The organism is Terriglobales bacterium (assembly GCA_035457425.1).
GTDB lineage: Bacteria > Acidobacteriota > Terriglobia > Terriglobales > Acidobacteriaceae > JACPNR01.
In genome coordinates, this window is record DATIBR010000127.1 from 1 (window position 1) to 21,603 (window position 21,603).

Annotated in this window: 15 protein-coding genes and 1 pseudogene; 11 read left to right on the forward strand and 5 right to left on the reverse strand. The window is 66.4% G+C overall.

Annotated features, from left to right (window positions below):
* Nucleotides 1-261: 261 nt before the first annotated feature.
* A complete protein-coding gene (locus VLA96_09605) occupies nt 262-930 on the reverse strand; it encodes a deoxynucleoside kinase (GenBank protein ID HSE49448.1) in 669 nt (222 codons plus the stop codon).
* Between the two features lie 212 nt (nt 931-1,142).
* Between VLA96_09605 and VLA96_09610 the strand changes: the two genes are divergently transcribed.
* The 3 genes from VLA96_09610 to VLA96_09620 are packed head-to-tail and all read left to right on the forward strand — an operon-like array spanning nt 1,143 to nt 3,000.
* Nucleotides 1,143-1,883 (forward strand): cytochrome c biogenesis protein CcdA, encoded by a 741-nt coding sequence (locus tag VLA96_09610; GenBank protein ID HSE49449.1) that lies wholly within the window; start codon nt 1,143-1,145, stop codon nt 1,881-1,883.
* A gap of 47 nt (nt 1,884-1,930) precedes the next feature.
* Entirely contained in the window at nt 1,931-2,443 is a 513-nt protein-coding gene (locus VLA96_09615; GenBank protein ID HSE49450.1) for a TlpA disulfide reductase family protein, read from the forward strand.
* Nucleotides 2,440-3,000, forward strand: a complete 561-nt coding sequence (locus VLA96_09620) for a protein-disulfide reductase DsbD domain-containing protein (protein HSE49451.1) — start codon at nt 2,440-2,442, stop codon at nt 2,998-3,000. The genes VLA96_09615 and VLA96_09620 overlap by 4 nt, the downstream gene beginning before the upstream one ends.
* 67 nt (nt 3,001-3,067) lie before the next feature.
* On the opposite strand, the gene VLA96_09625 is transcribed toward VLA96_09620, so the two are convergent.
* Together VLA96_09625 and VLA96_09630 are read right to left on the reverse strand one after the other, a co-directional pair.
* Entirely contained in the window at nt 3,068-3,964 is an 897-nt protein-coding gene (locus VLA96_09625) for a hypothetical protein (GenBank protein ID HSE49452.1), read from the reverse strand.
* A gap of 58 nt (nt 3,965-4,022) precedes the next feature.
* On the reverse strand, nt 4,023-6,245 hold the full coding sequence (locus VLA96_09630; protein ID HSE49453.1) for a M1 family metallopeptidase: 2,223 nt from the start codon (nt 6,243-6,245) through the stop codon (nt 4,023-4,025).
* A gap of 587 nt (nt 6,246-6,832) precedes the next feature.
* Here VLA96_09630 and VLA96_09635 point away from each other — a divergent pair.
* Nucleotides 6,833-7,930 carry a PIN domain-containing protein gene (locus VLA96_09635; GenBank protein ID HSE49454.1) on the forward strand — a complete coding sequence of 366 codons (1,098 nt, stop codon included), beginning with the start codon at nt 6,833-6,835 and terminating at the stop codon, nt 7,928-7,930.
* Here the strand turns inward: VLA96_09635 and VLA96_09640 are convergent, their stop codons facing one another.
* A complete protein-coding gene (locus VLA96_09640; GenBank protein HSE49455.1) occupies nt 7,931-10,333 on the reverse strand; it encodes a protein kinase in 2,403 nt (800 codons plus the stop codon).
* Nucleotides 10,334-10,425: 92 nt separating this feature from the next.
* On the opposite strand from VLA96_09640, the gene ispD reads away from it, so the two are divergent.
* The 4 genes and pseudogenes from ispD to VLA96_09660 all read left to right on the forward strand — a co-directional run bounded on the left by ispD (nt 10,426) and on the right by VLA96_09660 (nt 14,120).
* The gene (ispD, locus tag VLA96_09645; protein ID HSE49456.1) at nt 10,426-11,202 is read left to right on the forward strand and encodes a 2-C-methyl-D-erythritol 4-phosphate cytidylyltransferase; all 777 of its coding nucleotides are present in this window, start codon (nt 10,426-10,428) and stop codon (nt 11,200-11,202) included.
* A 32-nt stretch (nt 11,203-11,234) separates the two neighbouring features.
* A pseudogene (locus VLA96_09650) lies at nt 11,235-11,680 on the forward strand (GxxExxY protein).
* The gene (gene ispF, locus VLA96_09655; GenBank protein ID HSE49457.1) at nt 11,681-12,205 is read left to right on the forward strand and encodes a 2-C-methyl-D-erythritol 2,4-cyclodiphosphate synthase; all 525 of its coding nucleotides are present in this window, start codon (nt 11,681-11,683) and stop codon (nt 12,203-12,205) included. It abuts the pseudogene before it with no gap.
* A 16-nt stretch (nt 12,206-12,221) separates the two neighbouring features.
* A complete protein-coding gene (locus tag VLA96_09660; protein ID HSE49458.1) occupies nt 12,222-14,120 on the forward strand; it encodes a M14 family metallopeptidase in 1,899 nt (632 codons plus the stop codon).
* A 7-nt stretch (nt 14,121-14,127) separates the two neighbouring features.
* Here the strand turns inward: VLA96_09660 and VLA96_09665 are convergent, their stop codons facing one another.
* Nucleotides 14,128-17,538, reverse strand: a complete 3,411-nt coding sequence (locus VLA96_09665; GenBank protein ID HSE49459.1) for a diguanylate cyclase — start codon at nt 17,536-17,538, stop codon at nt 14,128-14,130.
* Between the two features lie 293 nt (nt 17,539-17,831).
* Between VLA96_09665 and gltX the strand changes: the two genes are divergently transcribed.
* The 3 genes from gltX to VLA96_09680 all read left to right on the forward strand — a co-directional run bounded on the left by gltX (nt 17,832) and on the right by VLA96_09680 (nt 21,601).
* Complete coding sequence (gene gltX, locus VLA96_09670; GenBank protein HSE49460.1) at nt 17,832-19,292, forward strand: glutamate--tRNA ligase; 1,461 nt, start codon at nt 17,832-17,834, stop codon at nt 19,290-19,292.
* Entirely contained in the window at nt 19,289-21,004 is a 1,716-nt protein-coding gene (locus VLA96_09675; GenBank protein ID HSE49461.1) for a glutamine--tRNA ligase/YqeY domain fusion protein, read from the forward strand. The genes gltX and VLA96_09675 overlap by 4 nt, the downstream gene beginning before the upstream one ends.
* A gap of 195 nt (nt 21,005-21,199) precedes the next feature.
* Nucleotides 21,200-21,601, forward strand: coding sequence for a hypothetical protein (locus VLA96_09680; GenBank protein HSE49462.1), 402 nt, complete (start codon nt 21,200-21,202; stop codon nt 21,599-21,601).
* Nucleotides 21,602-21,603: the final 2 nt, after the last annotated feature.

The window sequence follows — 21,603 nt, forward strand, 5'->3', positions numbered from 1 at the left end:
ATTGTGCTGGTGGTGACCTTCGGACGGGGTTGATTCTCGTCCGGTCGAAGAGTGGTGACGCTCATTGTGCCTCCAGTGCCGCTCCGGATACTCCGGCTACAGCCTGTCCGCCTGATGAGATGCAGGCAGAGGGATTCTAGACCCAAAAACCTAAAACCTCAACGCGGATGACACAGATGAGACGGATCGCCACGGATAAACCCTTAAGGCTTGATTCGCGTTCATCCGTTTCATCCGTCCAATCCGCGTTGGGCTCTTGACTTACCCCGCACTCGCCGCGGTCTCCCCGCCCAGCGGCAGGTAGTACTGCGTGCCCTTGATGGGCTCGTTCAGCCGGCGCAGTAGCTCCTGGAGGTCGTCGCTGCGCTCCACAAAGTCGATGTCGTTGGTGTTCACCACCAGCAGGTCGCTGGCGGAGTAGTGGAAGAAGAAGTGTTCGTACGCCTTGTGCACCTGCTCGATGTAGTCCTCGCTGATGGCCGCCTCGCCCGGCGCGTTCTTCTTCGCCAGCCGCTTCTTCAGCACCTCCGGCGAGGCCTGCAGGTAGATCACCAGGTCCGGCGTGGGCACCTGCGCCCGGAACAGGTCATAGTAGCGGTTGTAGATCTCGATCTCCGCGTCCGAGAGGTTGATGTAAGCGAACAGCTTGTCTTTTTCGAAGATGTAATCGGCAACGAAGCGCTTGTTGGCGTTGGCGGAGACGTCCAGCGCCTTCAACTGCTCGAAGCGCTTGATCAGGAACTCGAACTGCGCCTGGAAGGCCGCGCCCGGCTCGCCGTCGTAGAACGCGCCGAGGAAGGGGTTGTCTTCCGGTTCGGTGACGCGCTGCGCGTTGAGGCGCTCCGCGATGATCCTGGCCAGGGTGCTCTTGCCGACTCGGATGGGACCTTCCAGCGCGATGTAACGAGGCGGCTCGAAGAAGTTTGCCATGGGCTAGGAACTGTTGCGCAGCATAGCGTGAGACTTCCGCGGACGCAATTGCGGGATGAGTAAATATTTTTCCTCAGGGTGGAACACCTACCACACCGACACAGACGCACAGAGAAAGAACGTAACGGTCGGGGCCGGCGATGAATCTATGGAGTGGACCTCCGGACCCGATGTGCCGCCGTTGGGGTTGTTAGAATAGAGAGAGTAGACCCATGTCCAGCCTGCCACTGCCGATCGCGGCATTCCTCGCCGGGGTGCTGTCGTTCCTCTCGCCCTGCGTGCTGCCGCTGGTGCCGGGATACGTCTCGCTCATCTCGGGCGTGAGCGTCGAGGAGCTGCAGGCGGGCGACAAGGCAGAGAGGAAGAAGGTCCTGCTGCACGCCATGCTCTTCGTGCTCGGATTCAGCGTGGTGTTCATGGCGTTCGGGGCGACCGCGACGGGCATCGGGCAGATCCTCGGCAAGTATCGCGAGTGGATCCTCTACGTCGCCGGCGTGGTCATCATCCTGTTCGGGCTGCACCTGACCGGCATCCTCAAGATCCCGTTCCTCTACCGCGACACGCGGCTGCACGGGCTGAAGCACGAGCCCTCGCCCATGGGGTCGTTCCTGCTGGGATTCGCGTTCGCGTTCGGCTGGAGCCCGTGCATCGGCCCGATCCTGGCGGCGGTGCTCAAGTTCGCCGCCGAGCAGTCGACGCTGCTGAAGGGCGTGGCGCTGCTGGGCGTGTACTCGCTCGGGCTGGCCATCCCGTTCCTGATCACCGCGCTGGCGGTGGACTGGTTCATGCACTTTTACGGAAAGTTCCGGCAGCACCTGCACAAGGTCGAGGTCGCCAGCGGCGTGCTGCTGATCGCGCTGGGCGTGCTGGTGTTCTACGGTAAATTCGCGCTGCTGAACGTGTGGCTCAACAAGGTGCCGTTCTTCCGCGCGCTACAGGAGAGATTCCTCTGAGACGCAACGCCATCGTCATCCTGGTCGTAGTCCTGACCATCACCGGCATGCTGGTGCTCGGGCGCCGCATGGCGAGCAAGTCGGCCGCCGGTCTCGCGGAGGGCGTGCAGCCCATCCCCAGCCAGGTGAAGGGGATCGCCGCGCCTGATTTCGAGCTCGAGACCCTGAGCGCCGCCGACGGAACGAAGCTGAAGCTCTCCGACTTGAAGGGCAAGGCCGTGGTTCTCAGCTTTTGGGCGACGTGGTGCGAGCCCTGCAAGGTCGAGATGCCGTGGCTGGTGGAGATGAAGAAGCAGTACGGCGCGCAGGGGCTCGAGGTCGTGGGCATCGCGCAGGACGACGCCGGCAAGGAAGCCATCATGAAGTTCGCCAACTCGATGGGCGTGAACTACCCCATCCTGCAAGGGAAGAACGCGGTGATGGACGTGTACGGCGCACAGCTCATGCCGACCACGGTGTACATCGGGCGCGACGGCAAGATGCTCGACAAGGTCGTGGGCCTGGTCAGCAAGAGCGAGATCGAGGACCACATCAAGCAGGCGCTCGAGACCAAGCCATGAAGAGACTGGGGACCATCCTGTTGTTCGCGGCGCTGGCGAGCGCGCAGCTCGCGCCCAGCGAGCACTACGTGAAGTACGCGCCGCCGGCGAAGGTGAGCGTGGCCGCGGGGCGCCCCGCGGTCGTCGAGTTCGACTTCCGCGTGAACCCGGGGATGCACATCAACTCCGACAAGCCGAAGTCGGAGTTCCTCATCCCCACGAAGCTCCGCTTCATGCCGCCGACCGACATCGCGGTCGGGAAGCTGGAGTATCCCCCGGCGGAGGAGCTGGAGCTCTCGTTCTCGAAGGAGAAGCTGAGCGTCTACACCGGCGACTTCAAGATCAAGGCGCAGTTGAGCGCGTCGCGCTCGGCGACCACCGGCCCCTACACCGTGCACGGCGAGCTGAAGTACCAGGCGTGCAACGACAAGGCCTGCTTCCCGCCCAAGACGTTGCCCATCGCGTTCAACATCGTGGTGGAGAAGGCGAAGCCGGGCTCGGGTGGAGTGACGCAGCAGAAGGCGCCGTCCAGCGGGCAGAAGAACCCGCCGCAAAGCCCGCACATCAAGCCGCGCTAGGTGTCATGCTGAGCGCGTCCGCGCGAAGCATCCCAGGCGATGAGATCCTTCGCCCGCCGCGGCGGCCTCAGGATGACGCCGCCACGGATTCCGCCGTCGCCGCCGGCACGCGTCCGTAGTAGGCCGTGGCGGCGGCGTACTGCGCGAGGCGCAGCAGCCAGCGCAGCCACAGGAACGCCTGCGCCGCCAGGAACCACACGAAGATGGTGAGCGCGGAGCCTTGCGGGAAGAAGCGCGCGAAGGTGGCGTAGGCGAGCACGGCGAGCGCCGACAGCAGCGCCAGGCCGACGTAGATCGCCATCACCCGCCAGAAACGGCGCAGCAGGAAGCCGCCGGCGTGGCCGAGCGCCGCGAGCACGGAAGCGTGGTCGTCGGCGACCAGGTCGGCCTTGGCGTAGTCCACCAGCGCGTTGACCGCGCTCACGCAGAAGAAGAACAGCAGCCAGCGCAGCCAGTTCAGGTAGAACGCGGGCGCCTCGTGCACGCCGCCTTCGAAGGGCGCCCTCACGGCTTTCGCGACCGCGTAGTTGAACAACCAGAAGACGGCGAAGTAGAAGACGGTCGCGAGCGCCATGAGGCGGAAGAAGCGGCCGGAGAAGCGTCCCATGCCGCGTCCGAAGGCGTGGGCGGTGGCGCCCGCGCCGCGGTAGAACACCTCGAAGGCGCCGGCGGAGAGCGCGGTGTTCAGCACCAGGAACACGACGGCCGCGTACACGATGGCGTTGGTGAAACCCTTGAGGAAGACGGCGTTGAGCAGCGTGAACTCGGCCAGCCACTGCGCGCTGAAGCCCTGCACCAGCTCCTGTCCGCGCGCGCTGTTCCCCAGGTAGTCGCCGAGCGCCGAGTGCATGGGCGCGGCGAGTGCGGCGGCCAGCAGCAGGTTCGCGCCGAAGAAGATCCACACCATCCACGGATTGCGCGCGGCGGCGGCGAGCCCGGCGCGGAGTGCTTGCGATGCCTTCATTCCTTCATCCTTGCGCCGGCGAGTCGCCGGCGCCTACCCGTTAAAGAAAAGCCACCCGTTAAGAGAAATAAGAAAAGCCCATCAGCACGTTCTGGATCCACACCACCCAGCGCAGGTACCACTTGTCCGCGGCGAGCTTGTTGGGCTGGGCCTGGAAGCTGTTGTCGGTGCGCGCCACCTCGAGGTTCCACGCGTGGTCCGGGTCCACCTCCGCCAGCGCTACCTTCTTGGCGTACTTGAACTTCTTCCAGCGGTACTGGTTGGCGCCTTCGGGCGCGCCCGCGGCGGGAAGTCCGGGATCGGTCACCGGCCAGAGCTCGCGGACCTCGCTGCCGTCCTCGAACTTCACGCGGATGACGGCGGGGAAGGCCATCTCGCCCACGCGCCGCACGAGGACTTCAGACTCGTTCGGGCGCTCGCTCTCCTTGCTCTTGTCTTCCGCGAGTTTGGGCTGGCCGCCCTGGTCGAAGAGGCCCTCCTTCTTCGGCGCGGGGTCATTCGTGAACGACACCGAGTAGTTCAGCGTGTTGGTGCCGTAGAGCGTCTGGTCGAAGAACCACTTGAGGTTGCGCCCGCCGGAGAGCTCGTCGACGGTCGCGATGAAGTCCTGCGCGTCGGGATGCTTGAAGCGCCAGCGCTGGTGATACGTCCGGATGATGCGCGGCCACTGCGGCCCGAGCAGGTTCTCGAGCGTGCGCAGCGTGAGCTCCGGCTTGGAGTAGGCCTGCGTGCCGTAGCTGGCGCGGTTCATGTCGAGCCAGGCGTAGCGCTCCATGGCGTCGGTCTTGGCGTTGGCGAAGTAGCTCTCGATGCGGCCGTCGCGCTGCAGGCGCGGCACCCACTCCCAGTACTGCCCAAGGCCGATGTAGGGGTCGCCGGGCTCGGCCCAGAAGCCGTCCCAGCTGCTGGTGTCGCGCATCATGCCGAACCACGGATAGCGCGGGACCGGCAGCGTGGTCCAGATGGCCGCCGGCACCGGCACGCCGAACAGCTCTTCGTAGCTCTGGTTGGCGCCGTACTCCATCTCCAGCACCTTGCCGGTGGAGTAGGAGTTGAAGCCTTCGTCGAGCCACGCCTCCTCGAACTCGTTGTTGCCGACGAGGTGGAACCAGAACTGGTGGCCGAACTCGTGGACGATCACGCCCTCGGGGTCGAGCCGGTGCTTCGCCGCCCAGTAGTCGGTGCCCGCGGTGATGAGCGTCGGATACTCCATGCCGCCGGCGCCATCGCCCTGGAAAGGCGGCGGGTCGATGACCGAGAGCACGTCGAACGGGTACTTGCCGTACATCAGGCCGAACCACTTGATGCCGGCGAAGGCGGCGCGGAAGTGCCGCTCGACCTGGTCGGAGTGCTCACGCTGGATGAACAGTGTGACCTGCACGTCCTGGAGCGGCATCTGGTCGAGCGGGGCGCCGGTCTTCCGCGCCCATTCCTGGAGCTCGGCCGGCGTGACCCGCTCGCTCGCCTTGAACATGCGGACGATCTTCATCACCTGGGACTTCGGCTGGGTGGTCCAGGCGAAGTCGAAGACGTCTTCCTGGTAGTGGTTGTAGGTGGTGGTGCCGTCGCCGTTGTCTTTCTTCGAGCGCTCCGTGCCGGTCGCGGCCAGCTCGAAATCCGACGGGATGGTGAGGTTCACGTCGTAGCTGCCGTAGTCGGCGAAGAACTCGGTGGAAGTGTGGAACTGGCGGCAGTTCCAGCCGCCCTTGACGCGATGGCGCTCGCCGGCGGCCTCGTAGACGCCGGGCTTGGGGAACCACTGCACCACCATGAAGAAGTTGTCGTGGAAGCCGGTGCGCGCGAACAGGCGCGGCATCTTCGAGGTCCACTCGATCTCGATGGTCACGGAGCCGTTCGCGGGGATGGGCTTGGGCAGCAGGACCTGCGCGACGGTCTGGTCGAGCGGGTTGCCGTCATCGGGCTGGATGTAGCGCAGCTGCGCGGTCAGGTCCTGGCCGTCGACCTTGATGGAATGGATCTGGATGTAGCCCCAGGCGTCGTCGCCCTTGCCGAAGCGCACGCGGCGGCTGGAGGCGCCGCCTTCGCGCATGAAGGTCGAATAGTTGTTCTTGAAGGCGTTGAGGTAGGTGTGGAACTGGAGGTCGGGGATGGAATCGCTCGTATGGTTGCGCCACACGATGACCTCGTGCCCCTTGACGGTCCTGGCCTTGGGGTCCAGCCGCGCGTCGATCTTGTACTTCACGATCGGGTCGGGGATGTACTTGGCGAAGGCGGGCAGGGCGAAGACGAGCAGCAGTGCGAGAAGGCGGGGGCGCTTCATGGCGGGAACGTTGTACTAGAAGCGATAAGCGATAAGCAATTAGCGATTAGCAGGAACCTGCACTCCGAGGTGGTCAGGGCGGAACAGGGGCTCAAAGGATGAACCGGGTGTCCATGCGGGTGGAAGGCCCTTGCTTATTGCTAATCGCTGATTGCTTATTGCTGATTTGCCGCGCCCCCGGCGCGGCAAATGAAAAACCCGGCGCGGCTTCTCCCCCGAGAATTTTGCGCCGGGTCTCTCTTACTACAACCGCTCATCTACCAGGGCCGAACACTTGCGGCACTTCTTCGTGTGCCTGCTATGAAGATGCGGCCTGACCGTTGTCTTGGCAATTAACTCATACGGTTCTGTGTTTACTGTTGCGATAACCGTTGCCCAGGCGTGCTTGCGCCCGCCGGCCTCGCGCATGAGGTATATACTTCCCTCGTTTCCGGAGTCCCCGGCGACGAGCCGGGGGCGGAGCAGCATTTCATACTTCATACCCGCTCCGCGTTAACGCAGTTCGGGCTTCGCGCGCGCTGGCTTTGCCATACGCAGTCGGCCCCATAGCTTTTCAGCGAATCGCGCCTGCCCGGTGGAGGTCCGTCATGGATCTGGTCCTCATTCGTTTCGTCTTCATCGTCGTCCTGGCCACGGTCTGCTACTTCCTGCAACCTTTCGGTCTGGACCAATTCCCTCGCCTGGCCGCTGCGGGCGCCGGCGCCTTCATCGGCGCTACGGTCGTGCTGTTCGAGTGGCGGCTGCGGACGGTCAGCCTGAAGCGGCTGATCGGCGCGGTCATCGGCTCGATCACCGGCATCTTCGGCGCCTACCTGTTCTCGCTGGTCATCGGCAGCGCGGTCGACCCCGGCCACACCCGCAGCTTCCTCCAGCTCCTGGTGATGCTGCTGATGGCCTACGTGGGGCTGATCGTGGGCGCGAACAAGGGCGACCTGCTGAACCTCTCGGCGCTGGGCGGGGTGTTCGGCGGCGAGAAGCAGGGGAAGCGGAGCTACAAGATATTGGATACCAGCGTGATCATCGACGGGCGCATCGCGGACATCGCGGAGACCGGCTTCCTCGACGGCGTGATCGTGATCCCGCAGTTCGTGCTGCGCGAGCTGCAACTCGTCGCCGACTCGGCTGACTCCCTCAAGCGCAACCGCGGGCGGCGCGGGCTCGACATCCTGCAGCGCATCCAGAAGATCGCCCACCTCGACATCCAGATCGTCGAGGACGACTTTCCGACCGTGCGCGAAGTGGACATGAAGCTGATCGAGCTGGCGAAGGCCTACGACGGCAAGGTCGTGACCAACGACTTCAACCTGAACAAGGTGGCGCAGCTGCACGGCGTCGAGGTGCTGAACATCAACGAGCTGGCCAACGCGCTCAAGCCCATCGTGTTGCCGGGCGAGGCGATGAAGGTGTTCATCCTCAAGGAAGGCAAGGAGTACAACCAGGGCGTGGCCTACCTGGACGACGGCACCATGGTGGTGGTCGACAACGCGCGCAAGATGATCGGCAAGAACGTGGACATCTCGGTGACGTCGGTGCTGCAGACCACCGCCGGCAAGATGATCTTCGGGAAGTTCGCGGAGAGCGGGCTGCCGCCCCGGCCGGCGCCTCCGGCGGCGGACTCCTCGGGCAAGCACCAGGCCGCGGCGAAGCCGCAGCCGGTCATCATCGAGCGGCCCGCGAGCGAGTGATCACAGCGTCAGCTTGAAGCGCGCGTTCTGCGCCTGGAGTTCGGCCATGAGCTTCTCGTAGGCCGGGTCGCCCTGCAGCGGCTTGAAGTTCGGATCGTTGCGGAACAGCGGGTACGCCGGCATGCCGAGGTCCGCGGTCTTGCGGATCCAATCCACCGCCAGCTTCTTCTCTCCCAGGAGGGCGTAAGCCATGGCGATGTGGTAGGCAGCGTGGTGGAAGTGCGAGCTTTCCCCGCCGCGCTGGATCGCGATCCGGATCTGCTCGAGCGCGGTCTTGCGGTCGTGGTCAGCGGCGGCCACCACCGCGTAAACGCTGGCGTAATCGCCCTGCGGATCCTGGTCGATGTGCTTCCGCACCAGGGCGAGCGCCTCATCCTTTCTTCCCAGGGCCAGCAGCGCGATCCCCAGCTGGTAGTTCTCCTGCAGCCGCATGTCGGTGCGGGTAGCGGTGGCGGGCGGGGGGTTGCGGAACGCCTTCACGGCTGCCTCGAAACGCTGCTGGTAAAGCAGGTTGCGTGGGATCCGGTAGTAGGCCCCAGCATTGTTCGGATCGAGAGAGAGCGCCTTCTCCAGTTCGCGCTCCGCCTCGTCGAACAAGCCAACGTGGTTGTAGAGCTGTCCCAGGATGCTGTGGCCTTGCGACGAATTCGGGTTGAGCTTGAGGCCGTGGTGCACCGCGCGCGCGGCGGCTTCGTGCGGAAAGCCGTGCAGGCGCGTCCAGAGGCGGATGCTCTCGGCGATGTAGGCATCGGGCAGGTCGGGGTCCAGAGCGATGGCGCGCTCGACCGCCGCCTCGGCCTTCGCGTCCATCTCGCGCTCGTTCACTCCGATGAAGCCATTGCCGGCGTAACACGACGCCAGGAATGCCTGCCCTTGCGCGAACTGCGGGTCGAGGGCGACCGCGCGCTCGGCCAGTTGCGTGCCGACGCGCCACTCCGGGTTGGGCGGCATACGGTAGGTGCTGCGCGCGCGCAAGTACAGCTCGTAGGCTTCGGGCTTCACTCCGGCGGCGGCATTGAGGCGGGAATCCTCCTCGGGGGTGAGCACGACGCGGACCTTGCCCGCGACCGCGCGCGCCACGTCGTTCTGCAGGGCGAGCACGTCCTTGAGGTCGCGCTCGTAGCTCTGCGACCACAGGTGTCGGTCATTGCGAGCGTCGATGAGCTGGGCGGTGATGCGGACGCGATCCCCGGAGCGAAGCACCGAGCCCTCCACCACGGCGTCCACGTTGAGCTCGCGCGCGATCTCGGGCAGCGGCTTGCGCGTGCCCTTGTACTGCATCACGGAGGTCCGCGAGATGACGCGCAGCGCGCTGATCTGGGCCAGGCGCGAAGTCATCTCCTCCGTCATGCCGTCGGCGAAATACTCCTGTTGTGGATCGCCGGAGAGATTCGCCAGCGGGAGCACGGCGAGGGATTCGATGCGCGCCGCCGTTCCGGGCGGCGGCGAGCCTTTGCGCGTCCAGGCATAAGTGCCGAGAGCAGCGAGTGCGAGCAGCAGCGCGGACGCCGCCCAGAGGAGCGCGCGGCCGCGCCGCGGCCTCGCGGGAGCCTGCAAGGCGGCGAAGGACGACCGGCCGGCGCTCAACCGGCGCAGGTCGACGGCCATCTCCCTGGCGGATTGGTAGCGATGGTCGGGGTCTTTCTCCAGCGCCTTGCCGATGATGTGTTCCATCTCGGGCGGCAGGTTCCCGTTGAGCGCCCGCGGCGGGACCGGAGGCTGGCGGAGGATCGCGTCCGTCAGCATGGGCGTGCTCACCTGCGGGAAGGCCCGCTTTCCAGTGGCGAGCTCGTAGAGCACGGCGCCGGCGGCCCAGAGGTCGCTGCGCTCGTCGGCGGGCTCGCCGCGCAGCTGCTCAGGTGCCATGTAGGGCAGCGTGCCGGCGATGCCGCCGGCGCTCGTCATGCTCTCGGTCGCCGAGGCGGGCGAGGGCTGCAGCAGGCGCGCGAGGCCAAAATCCAGGATCTTGAGGCGGCCATCGGGCGTGACGCGCAGGTTCCCCGGCTTCAGGTCCCGATGGATGACGCCCTCGGCATGCGCCGCCGCGAGGCCCTCCATGAGCTGCCCGCCGAGCTCGAGGAGCTGCTTTTCGCGCAGCGGGCCCGCTTCGAGCTGCGCGTCGAGCGTGATGCCGGGGATCAGCTCGGTGACGAGGAAGTCCACGCCGGCGTCGCTATCGAAGTCGAAGACGGTGGCGATGTTGGGATGGCTGAGGCGGGAGAGCGTGAGGGCCTCGTTGCGGAAACGGCGGCGGCTGCTCTCGTCGGCGAGCATGCCGGGCGGCAGGACCTTGAGGGCGACGTCGCGGTCGAGCCGGTCGTCGTGTGCGCGGTAGACTACGCCCATCCCGCCCGCGCCGATCTGTTCGAGGATGCGGTAGCGGCCAAGCGTCTGCAAGTTCATCGCACCGCTCGCATGGTTCGCGGATGTTAGGACAAGCCGGCCGCCCGGTCAACCGGCCACAGGCAGGCTGAGGTGTATACTTTTCGCCCCTCATGAAGGTCATCGTCATCATTCCGGCGGCGGGACTGGGCACGCGCATGTCGGCGGCCGCTGCCAGGAAAGACAAGAAGGCGCCGGGCAAGAAGGCGCCCCTGCCCACCAAGCAGTTCGTCGAGCTGGGCGGAGTGCCCATCCTGGTGCATACGCTGCGCAAGTTCCTGCTATCGCCGCAGGTCGCGGAGATCTTCCTCGCGCTGCGCAAGCCCGAGGCCGAGCAGTTCAAGGCGCAGCTGGAGAAAGAGCTGAAGCCGGCGGGCGGCAAGCGCGTGCAGATCGTCGAGGGCGGCGAGCATCGCCAGCAGTCGGTCGCGAACGCGCTCGCCAAGGTGAAGGCTGCGGCCGACGACATCGTGCTGGTGCACGACGCCGTGCGGCCCTTCGTCGACAACGAGATCATCGCCAGCGTGATCGCGGGCGCGCAGAAGCACGGCGCGGTCATCGCGGGCGTCCCCGCGGTGGACACCATCAAGCAGGTGGACCGGACCGCGGAGGGCGCCATCGTCGCGTCCACCATCCCACGCGAGCGCGTGGTGCAGGCGCAGACGCCGCAGGGCTTCCGCTACGACGTGCTGAAGAAGGCCTTCGACGACGCGCAGGCGGAAGGGTTCCTCGGGACCGACGAGGCCTCGCTGGTCGAGCGCATGGGTCACGACGTCGCCGTCGTGATGGGCTCGCCCAAGAACATCAAGATCACCACGCCTGACGACCTGGAGCTGGCGGAGTTCTTCGTGGCGCAGGAGGACAGGCGGCGGGCAAGCTTGACCGGATGAAGAAGCGAAAACCTTACCGCGGATGAACGCGGATGAACGCGGATAAAAATATTTCTGAAATCCCGCTGCTGCACCGTGAGCTCACGGAGAAGGTCATCGGGCTCTTCTACGAGGTCTATAACGAGCTCGGCCATGGGTTCCTCGAATCCGTGTACCGGAATTCCTTCCTGATCGCGTTGCAGCAGGCTGGGTTGAGTTGCAGCTTCGAAGTGCCGGTGCCGGTGTTTTTCCGCGGTCAAGATGTGGGGCAGTTCCGCGCAGACATCCTGGTGGAGGCAAGGTGCTTATCGAGCTAAAAGCAGTTCAGCACCTGGAGAAGAGCCACGAAGCACAGCTCTACAACTACTTGAGGGCGACGGAGATCGAGGTCGGCCTGCTGCTGAACTTCGGGCCGCGTCCTGAGTTCAAGCGCATCGCTTTCTCGAATGAAAGGAAAAGGATCCGCGTTCATCCGCGTTCCTCCGCGGTAGGGGTTTAAATGCGCATCGGCTACGGCTGGGACTCACACGAGTTCAAGAAGGGCATTCCGCTGAAGATCGGCGGCGTGGAACTGCCGCACGGCAAGGGGCTGGCGGGGCACTCCGACGGCGACGTGCTGCTGCACGCGCTGACCGACGCGCTGCTGGGCGCCATCGCCGCCGGCGACATCGGGACCTATTTCCCGTCCGACGATGCGCGCTGGAAGGGCGCCGACTCGGTGGTCTTCCTGCGGGCGGCGATGGAGCAGGTGCGCCGCGCCGGCTACAGCATCGCGAACGTGGATTCCACGCTCATCCTGGCCGAACCCAAGCTCTCGCCGCACGCCAAGAAGATCCAGGCGCGCGTGGCCGCGCTGTTGCGCATCGAGCCGAACTGCGTGGGGATCAAGGCCAAGACGCCGGAAGGCATGGGCACCGACAACGCCGCCATCGCGCACGTCACGGTGCTCTTGGTGCGCCGCGCCCGGAAACCGCGCGCGCGCCTGGCGGCCGCCGCCCACGCCGACCGCGGCGCGGAACAGTAAGATCCAGGAGCGACCTGTGAAGAAAGCACTGCTGCTATTGCTGCTCTCCGCCTGCGCCTGCGCGCAACAACCGCCCGCCAGCCAGAAGGTGAAGGACACCACCGCCGCCGCCGACGGCTGGGAGACGCCGGCCGAGAAGGCGGACTATGGCACCACGCCGCGCTACGACGAGACCATGGCCTACGTGAAGCGCGTGGCCGCCGCCGCGCCCAGGCAGGTCAAGCTCGACACCTTCGGCAAGACGCCGGAAGGCCGCGACCTGTGGGTCGCGATCGTCTCGAAGGACGGCGTGTTCGATCCGGAGCGCGTGCGCAAGTCGGGGCGCGCGACCATCCTGATCCAGAACGCCATCCACGCCGGCGAGATGGACGGCAAGGACGCCTGCCTCGCGCTCCTGCGCGAGATGGTCGTCACCAAGTCCCAGGCGAAGCTGCTCGACAACGTGGTGGTGCTGATCATCCCCATCTACAACGCCGACGGGCACGAGCGCTTCGGCGCGTACAACCGCATCAACCAGAACGGCCCGGCCGAGATGGGCTGGCGCACGCAGTCGCAGAACCTGAACCTCAACCGCGATTACCTGAAGGCCGACGCGCCCGAGACGCGGGCCTTCCTGCAGCTGTTCCAGCGCTGGCTGCCCGACTTCTTCGTCGACGACCACGTGACCGACGGCGCCGACTACCAGTACGACACGACGTACGCCATCGACGTCGGCCCCGACATGCCTGCGGCGACCGCCGAGTGGCTGGAGCAGCAGCTCAAGCCGTACATCGAGAAGTCGGTCTCGGACTCCGGGCACGTCATCGGCGAGTATGTGGGCGTGGGGGAGGCGAACCCGCGGCTCGGGCTCTCGGTCAGCCAGGACCCGCCGCGCTTCTCGACCGGCTACATGGTCACGCAGAGCCGTCCGAGCCTGCTGGTCGAGCAGCACATGCTCAAGGACTACAAGACGCGCGTGACCGGCAACTACGAGCTGCTGCGCGCCATCCTGGAGGTTCTGAACCGCGACGCGGCAAAGGTCGTCGCGATGAACCAGCAGGCGGACGAGCAGACCATCGCGCGCGGCCGCGAGGCGCAGACCGCCACCTACATCCGCAAGCCGGACGAGTTCCCGCTGCGGCTGGTCACGGCCGACGACACCGTCCCGTTCCGCTTCCTCGGCTACAAGCGGACGACGTCGCTCAGCGAGGTCTCGGGCGGCGTGTGGAACCAGTACACCCACGAGAAAGAAGAGATCGAGCTGCCGCTGCATCCGAAGCTCAAGCCCTCGCTCACGGTGCCGATCCCGGGCGCGTACATCGTGCCGGCGCAGTGGGACAAAGTCATCGACGTGCTGCGCGCGCACGGGGTCCGCATGCAGCCGACGACCGCGGCGTGGTCGGGCGAGGTCGACACCTACCGCTGCAATCCGAAGTGGGCGGAGCGGCCGTTCGAGGGCCACCACGTGCTGGGCGGCGGCTCGCCGTACGGCAGCACGCCCCCGGCGGACTGCAAGCCGGCGCGCGAGAAGCTTAGCTTCCCCGCAGGCTCGATGGTCGTGCCGATGGACCAGCGCGCCGCCAAGGTCGCCATCCACTGGCTCGAGCCGCAAGGTCCGGATTCGGCGGTGACCTGGGGATTGTTCGACGCCGTCTTCGAGCAGAAGGAGTATGGCGAGCCGTACGTGCTCGAGAAGCTGGCGCGCGAGATGCTGGCGAACGACCCCAAGCTCAAGGCCGAGTTCGAGGAGAAGCTGCGCACCGACCGCGAGTTCGCCGCCAACGCCTACGGCCGCCTGAACTGGTTCTACCAGCGCTCGCCGTGGTGGGACGCGCGGATGGGGCTGTACCCGGTGGGCAAGGTGCAGAAGCTCGAGGGGATCCCGCTGGAAGCGCCGAAGCCGCAACCGAAAAAGCGGAAGCTGTTCGGCCGATAACGATGGATCACCCGCGCCCCACGCGGGCGGGCTTCTGGCCGCGCACCTGGTCGGTGAGCACGCGGACGACGACGCCGTCGAACTGCGAGCCGCTCAACTGCTCCAGCTCTTCCAGCGCCTGCTGGGTGTTGCGCGTGGGTGCGTAGGGCCGCTCCAGCGTCATGTTGGTGAAGACCTCGGCGGCGGCGATGATGCGCGCGCCCAGCGGTATGTCCTCGCCCTTAAGGCCCTCGGGATAGCCGCGGCCGTCGAAGCGCTCGTGGTGGTGGCGCACGTAGGCAGCGAGGCGCGCGCTGCCCGGCATGGTCGCGACGATGCGGCCGCCGATCTCGGCGTGCGTCTTCACCATCTTGTATTCCTCCACGCTGAGCGCGCCCGCCTTGTTGAGGATGTGCTCCGGGATGACGATCTTGCCGATGTCGTGGATGCGGGCGGCGAGCGCCAGGTCGGCGAGCTCCTCGGGCGACATCTTCATCTCGCGGCCGATGGCCTCGGCGTAGCGCGCGACCGATTCGCCGTGCCCGCTGCAGTAGACCTCGCGCGCTTCGGCGGCGCGCGTCAGCGCCATCACCGCCTCGGTCAGCGCTTCGGCGTTGCGACCGTCCTTGACCGCGCTGCCGAGCTTGGTGAGGGTCTGCACCAGCTCGTCGGCGGAATCGGGCGAGGTGTGCTCGCGGCGCAGGAAGCCCTCCACGTAGCTCGAGACCAGCGCTTTCTGCTGCGCCACCGCCTCGCCCTCGTGGAACTCCTCGACGGTGGAGACGCGGTTGCCGCCGGCGCGCTTGGAGACGTACATGCCGGCGTCGGCCACGCGGATGATGTCTTCGATGGAAGCGCCGTGCAGCGGGAAGGTCGCCACCCCGAAGCTGCCGGTGATCTTGCGCTCGTTCAGCATGGGGTCGGTCGCGATCCAGAGCCGCAGGCGCTCGGCGAGGATCTGCGCCTGCTCGATGGAGGTCTCGGGCATCAGCACCACGAACTCGTCGCCGCCGTAGCGCGCCACGATGTTGGACTGGCGGCACTTCTGCTCCAGCAGCCGGCCGATGCGCGTGAGCACCAGGTCGCCCTCGAGGTGGCCCATGGTGTCGTTGACCGCCTTGAACTTGTCGAGGTCGATGAGGACGACGGAGAACGGGCGGCCCGAGCGCGAGGCGCGCTTCCACTCCGAGGAGAGCGACTCGGAAAAATAACGGCGCGTCTTGATCCCGGTCAGGCCGTCGGTGATGGCGTGCTGCTGCATCTTCTGGAAGACGAAGGCGTTGTGCAGCGCGGTCGCCAGCAGGTCGGCGAAGGTCTGCAGGATGAGCACTTCCTGCTGCGCGAAGGCGTTCTCGCTGGTGCTCTCGATGTTGAGGACGCCGAGCAGGGTCTCGCCGTAGCGCAGCGGCATGCACAGGATGGAGCGCGCGTCGGGCAGGATGCCGAGCAGGCGCCCGCCCGACGATTGCTCCAGCGCCATCTCGTTGGTGCGCGCCACGCGCCCGAGCACGCCGACGCCGAGCGGGATGCGCTTGCCCAGCGCCTTCGCCGTGGTGCCCGCTTCCGCCTTGATCTCCAGCTCCTTGGTGCCGTAATCCAGGATGCCGATGCCGATGTGGTCGTAGCGGAAGTTCTGCTGCACCTCGCGCACGATCTCCTCCAGCATGCGCTCGGCGTCGTCGCTCGAGATGGCGGTCTTGGAGACGCTGTTGAGGAAGGCGAGGTACTTGGCGCGGCGCTGCTCCTCGGCGAACAGGCGGGCGTTCTCCATGGCGACCGCCAGCTGGCCGGCGGCGGTCTCGAGCACGTGCAGGTCGCGCTCCCCGAACACCCCTTCGCGCTCGCAGCTCAGGATGGCCATCACGCCGACCGCCTCCGCGCCCCGGAAGATGGGCACGCCGCAAAAGCTGCGCGAGGGCCGCCCCATCGGGACCACCCCGATCTGCGCGCGGACTTCGTTCATGTTCTCGCGCACCAGCAGCGGCTTCCCGGTGGTGATGATGTGCTCGCTGATGCCGTTCGCCCAGGGCCGCGAGCGCTTCGACACGGCCAGCCCCTCCTCGATCTCGAGGTCGAAGCGCACGCTGTTGCCGTCGCGGAAGGCGACGTAGAAGTTCTGCACGTCGAACAGCTGCGACAGGCCCTTGTAGATCCCCTGCAGGATCTCGTCGGCGTCGAGCCGCGAGCTGACCGCCTGCCCGATGTGCGTGAGCAGCTGGTACTCGCCGGAGCGGCGCTGCGATTCGCGCACCACCAGGTAGTGCTGCAGCGTCATGGAGATCTGGGCGGCGAGCGCCTTCAGCAGCTTGATGCGCGAGGCGGAAAGCGAGGCCTGCCGGCCGTGCGGGAAGATGAGCGCGCCGATGTTGCGGTCGGCGGTGCGCAGCGCGGTGACGGTGAAGGCTTCGATGCCCTCGGCGCCGAACGCGGTGCGGATGGGCAAGGCCTTGGCGCGGCGCTCATCGGGCAGCGCAGCGAGCTGCTGGTCCAGGTTGCGGACGACTGCCACCCCGCCGGCCGCGATCGCGACCTCGGCGAAGCAGTCGGCGCCGCTCTGGCGCTCGATGACCTCCGCGACGTTGCGCGAGACGCCGCGCTCGACCGTGGGGAAGACGTCGCGCAGCTCCTGCCGGATGCAGATCATGCCGCGCTCCAGTCCGAGCAGCGCGATCAGCCGGTCGAGCAGCTTCTGCAGGTGCGGGGCCGCGTCCTCGGCCTCGAGCGGGCCTTCCATCATCTTGTCGAGCCGCGAGAACTCGAGCAGGTTCTCCTGCACGTTGCGGCGTTCGTTCTCGAACAGGACCATCACCATCGCGATGCCCAGCAGCATCTGCGGCACCGGCCCGAGCACGTGACTGAGCTTGGTCCAGAGCGGGTGGTCCGCGAAGAAGTCGTGGAACTGGACGAGCGAGATCAGCACCGCCCAGAACCAGAGCGCGAAAGACAGCACGTGGTAGCTGGGCATCTCGCGCCGCTGGCCGACCCGCCAGAACCGGATGCCGCTGAAGATGAGCAGCGCCGACAGCGCCACCGAACCGTAGATGTGGGGCACGCTCGCCGCGATCGGGCCCTTACGCGTGACGTCGAGCAGGCTCCACGCGCCGAGCGTCAGGCCGATCGCCAGGTAGCGGCCGCGCATCCGGAAGCGGTCATCCAACAGGTCGGTGGAGACCAGGATGCACAGCACCGTGAAGATGAACATCAGCGAGCTCAGCCAGGCCAGCGCCCAATGGCTTGCGGCGGCGGTGACGGCGGGGTCGGAGTATTCGCCGAAGCGGAACGCCACCAGCCCGAAACGCAGCGTGTAGATGAGCCAGGCAAGCTGCCAGGCGCGGAAATAGGCCTCGCGGCTCTGGCGGTAGAGATAGCTGAAGACGCCCAGAAGCAGCAGCGCGATCGCGCCGGGGACCACGATGGTGCCGATTGCGTCGCTGCCCATTGCCGAGGTCCCCGATGGTGGCAGCTCGCACGCGCAAAACCGCGGCCGCCGACCGAAGTTCGTCCTTCCGAGGGGAGGCGGAAACTATAGGCAAGCAAAGGGTTTTCGTCAATCGGCGGAAGCCTTAGAAACACCGCGATTTAGGCCTGCCTTGACGCTCGCTTTCTAAGACCCGTACCATCGTTTTTTCGAGGGCTGCGCGGTGAAGCCGCTCCGCCCTCGCGTCTGACGACGCGCGGTACGGCGCGCGTCAGCCGCTCACCCGTTTTCGCCGTCCCTTTGCGATTCCGCCCTTGACCGCTGCCCCGACAATCCGCGTCCGTTTCGCCCCGTCGCCCACGGGTTACCTGCACGTGGGCAGCGCGCGGACGTTCATCTTCAACTGGCTGTTCGCGCGGCACACCGGCGGCACCATGATCCTGCGGCTCGACGACACCGACGCCGGGCGCAACACCGCCGCCAGCGAGGAGTCCATCTTCGACGGCCTGAAGTGGCTCGCCCTCGACTGGCAGGAGGAGTACCGCCAGTCCGAGCGGCTCGAACTTCATCGCAGAATGGCGTGGGCAGTCTTCGAGAAGGGCCTCGCCTACCGCGACTTCACGCCCGCCGCGGCCGGCGGCGACCGCGACTGGACCGAGGGCGCGCAGCTCTTCAACGCCGAGATGCGCAACCTGCCGCGCGCCGAGAGCGACCGCCGCGCCGACGCGGGCGAGAAGTTCGTGCTGCGCTTCCGGGTGCCGCGGGATTCCGAGGAGCAGATCCGGTTCGACGACGTCGTCTACGGCCCGCAGGCCAAGGCCACCGCCGACATCGAGGACTTCGCCCTGCTGCGCTCCGACGGCATGCCGACCTACCACATGGCGTCGTGCGCCGACGACGTGGACATGAAGATCTCGCACGTCATCCGCGGGCAGGACCACCTCACCAACACCTTCAAGCACGTGCTGATCTTCCGCGCGCTCGGTGCCGAGCCGCCGCGCTTCGCCCACCTGCCGCTGCTGGTCGCACCCGACGGCGCCAAGCTCTCCAAGCGCAAGCACGGGCCCATCGTCAGCGTGACCACCTACCGCGACGCCGGCTTCCTGCCGCAGGCGTTCATCAACTTCCTCTGCCTGCTGGGCTGGAATCCGAAAGACGACCGCACCTTCCTCCCGCTCGAGGAGATCAAGCAGGCCTTCACGCTGGAGAACATCAACCGCGCCAACGCGGTCATCAACTTCAAGGAAGGCGTGAGCGGGGAAGAGCGCTTCGACGACAAGGCGGTGTGGCTGAACTCGCAGTACATCCACGCCATGCCGCCCGACGAGCTGGCCGAGCGCCTGCTGCCCATCGTGCAACGCGCCGGCTACCGCGTGGACCTCGCGCGCATGAAGCAGATCGCGCCGCTCATCCGCGAGCGCATCAAGCTGCTCAACGACGTGCTGCACGCCGCCGACTTCTTCTTCCGCAAGGACTTGGAGCCCTACGACCCGGCGCTGCTCGTCCCGCAAAAGGGCGACGCCGCGATGGCGCGCAAAGTGCTCGAGAAGGCGAAAGAGGTGCTCGCGCGCACCGAGTTCGCGCACGACCCGCTCGACCAGGCGCTGCGCGCCGCCGCCAAAGACCTGGGCGTGAAGGCCGGGCAGATGTTCTCGCCCATTCGCGTCGCCGTCACCGGCCGCACGGCCTCGCCGGGGCTGTTCGAGACCCTGGCCGTGCTGGGCCGCGACGTTACACTGGAACGGATCGACCAGGCGTTGGCAAGAACCGCATGAGCGAAGCCAAGAACAATCCGACCGGCGCCGCGCCCGAGCCGCGCCCCTCGAACTTCATCCGCGACATCATCATCGCGGACCTCGAGACCAAGAAGTTCGGCGACGCCGTCGTGCAGACGCGCTTTCCTCCCGAGCCCAACGGCTACCTGCACATCGGCCACGCCAAGGCCATCTGCCTCGACTTCCAGCTCGCCGACGAGTTCGGCGGCCGCACCAACCTGCGCTTCGACGACACCAACCCCGAGAAGGAAGAGCAGGAGTACGTCGACTCCATCCAGGAAGACGTGCGCTGGCTCGGCTTCGAGTGGGAAGGACTCTTCTACGCCTCCGACTACTTCGGCCGGCTCTACGAGTGGGCGGTCAAGCTCATCCAGGCGGGCAAGGCCTACGTGGACGACCTGACCGCCGACCAGATCCGCGAGCATCGCGGCACCCTCACCGAGCCCGGCAACAACTCGCCCTACCGCGACCGGTCAGTCGAAGAGAATCTCGACCTGTTCGAGCGCATGCGCAAGGGCGAGTTCCCGAACGGCGCGAAGGTGCTGCGCGCGAAGATCGACATGGCGTCGCCCAACATGAACATGCGCGACCCGGTGATGTACCGCATCCTGCACGCCGAGCACCACCGCACCGGCGACAAGTGGTGCATCTACCCGATGTACGACTACGCGCACGGCCAGTCCGACTCGCTCGAGAAGGTGACGCACTCCATGTGCACCCTCGAGTTCGCCGACCACCAGCCGCTCTACCAGTGGTACATCCGCGAACTCGGCATCTTCCCCTCGCAGCAGATCGAGTTCGACCGCCTGAACCTCACCTACACGCTGCTCAGCAAGCGCAAGCTGCTGCAGCTGGTGAACGACAAGCACGTCTCGGGGTGGAACGACCCGCGCATGCCGACCCTCAGCGGCATCCGGCGGCGCGGCTACACGCCCGAGGCGATCCGCAACTTCGTGGCGGCGGTCGGCGTCTCGCGCACCAACGGCACCACCGATTTCGCCATGCTCGAGCACTTCGTGCGCGAGGACCTGAACAAGCGCGCGCCGCGCGCGATGGCCGTGCTGCGGCCGCTGAAGGTCGTGCTCGACAACTATCCCGAGGGCCAGGTCGAGGAGATGGACGCGGTCAACAATCCGGAAGATGCGAGCGCCGGGTCGCGCAAGGTGCCGTTCAGCCGCGAGCTCTGGATCGAGCAGGACGACTTCAAGGAAGAGCCGCCCAAGGGCTACTTCCGGTTGTCCCCGGGCAGGGAAGTGCGGCTGCGCTACGGCTACTTCATCACCGCGACCAGCGTGAAGAAGGACGCGGCCGGCAACGTGGTCGAGGTGCACGCGACCTACGATCCGGCGACGCGCGGCGGCAACAATCCGCCCGACGGACGCAAGGTGAAGGCGACCATCCACTGGGTGTCGGCGAAACATGCCTTCGAGGCCGAGGTGCGGCTCTACGACAAGCTCTTCACCAAGCCCGACCCCAACCAGGTCGAAGAAGGCCAGGACTTCACCGCGAACCTGAACCCGCAGTCGCTGGAAGTCGTGCGCGACGCCAAGCTCGAGCCCGCGCTCGCCTCCGCCCAGGCGGGCGACCGCTTCCAGTTCGAGCGCCTTGGCTACTTCTGCGCCGACCTCGACTCGCAACCCGGCAAACCCGTCTTCAACCGCACCGTCGCGCTCAAGGACACCTGGGCGAAGGTGGAAAAGAAGAACCAATAACGACAGGAGGACGCGGGGGACACAGAGGTATCACTTTCTTTGGATCTTCCTCTCCCTTTGCCTCGGCTGGCGTCAGTTACACCACTGGGAGTGGCAGAAAGAGAAAGAGATCGTCTTCCTCCGCGTCCTCTGCGTCCTCCTGTTTTTATTTTGCCGGCGGTGTAAAGTCTGCTGGTTGAGTCACAAGGAGGGCGGATGTCGCGCACACTGGGATTCATCGGCCTGATCATCGTGGTGGCGATCGGCGCGGTCGTCTACATGAAGCAGGTGCAGAGCGCCTCGCCCGCGACCGCTGAGGGCGGCGACAACCCGCACTCCACCATCGCGATCGCCGGCGTGAAGAACGACCTGCTCGCCATCGCGCAGGCGGAGCGCGCCCACATGGCGAAGACCGGCAGCTACGCCTCGCTCGACGACTTGGTCTCGGCGGGCGAACTGAGCATGGCGCGCACCCGCCGCGGCGGCTGGGAGTATTCCTCCGACGTGAGCGAGACCAGCTTCAAGATCATCGCCACCTACACCGGCCCGGCCACCGCCGGCACGGGCTCGCCGACGCGCTACGTCATCGACGAAAACATGCAGGTGCGGGCCGACTAGCG

Excerpts from the sequence above, each read along its gene's own strand:
- VLA96_09605 (HSE49448.1), bottom strand. The coding sequence starts at position 930 with ATGGCAAACTTCTTCGAGCCGCCTCGTTACATCGCGCTGGAAGGTCCC.
- VLA96_09610 (HSE49449.1), top strand. The coding sequence starts at position 1,143 with ATGTCCAGCCTGCCACTGCCGATCGCGGCATTCCTCGCCGGGGTGCTG.
- VLA96_09615 (HSE49450.1), top strand. The coding sequence starts at position 1,931 with ATGCTGGTGCTCGGGCGCCGCATGGCGAGCAAGTCGGCCGCCGGTCTC.
- VLA96_09620 (HSE49451.1), top strand. The coding sequence starts at position 2,440 with ATGAAGAGACTGGGGACCATCCTGTTGTTCGCGGCGCTGGCGAGCGCG.
- VLA96_09625 (HSE49452.1), bottom strand. The coding sequence starts at position 3,964 with ATGAAGGCATCGCAAGCACTCCGCGCCGGGCTCGCCGCCGCCGCGCGC.
- VLA96_09630 (HSE49453.1), bottom strand. The coding sequence starts at position 6,245 with ATGAAGCGCCCCCGCCTTCTCGCACTGCTGCTCGTCTTCGCCCTGCCC.
- VLA96_09635 (HSE49454.1), top strand. The coding sequence starts at position 6,833 with ATGGATCTGGTCCTCATTCGTTTCGTCTTCATCGTCGTCCTGGCCACG.
- VLA96_09640 (HSE49455.1), bottom strand. The coding sequence starts at position 10,333 with ATGAACTTGCAGACGCTTGGCCGCTACCGCATCCTCGAACAGATCGGC.
- ispD (HSE49456.1), top strand. The coding sequence starts at position 10,426 with ATGAAGGTCATCGTCATCATTCCGGCGGCGGGACTGGGCACGCGCATG.
- ispF (HSE49457.1), top strand. The coding sequence starts at position 11,681 with ATGCGCATCGGCTACGGCTGGGACTCACACGAGTTCAAGAAGGGCATT.
- VLA96_09665 (HSE49459.1), bottom strand. The coding sequence starts at position 17,538 with ATGGGCAGCGACGCAATCGGCACCATCGTGGTCCCCGGCGCGATCGCG.
- VLA96_09675 (HSE49461.1), top strand. The coding sequence starts at position 19,289 with ATGAGCGAAGCCAAGAACAATCCGACCGGCGCCGCGCCCGAGCCGCGC.
- VLA96_09680 (HSE49462.1), top strand. The coding sequence starts at position 21,200 with ATGTCGCGCACACTGGGATTCATCGGCCTGATCATCGTGGTGGCGATC.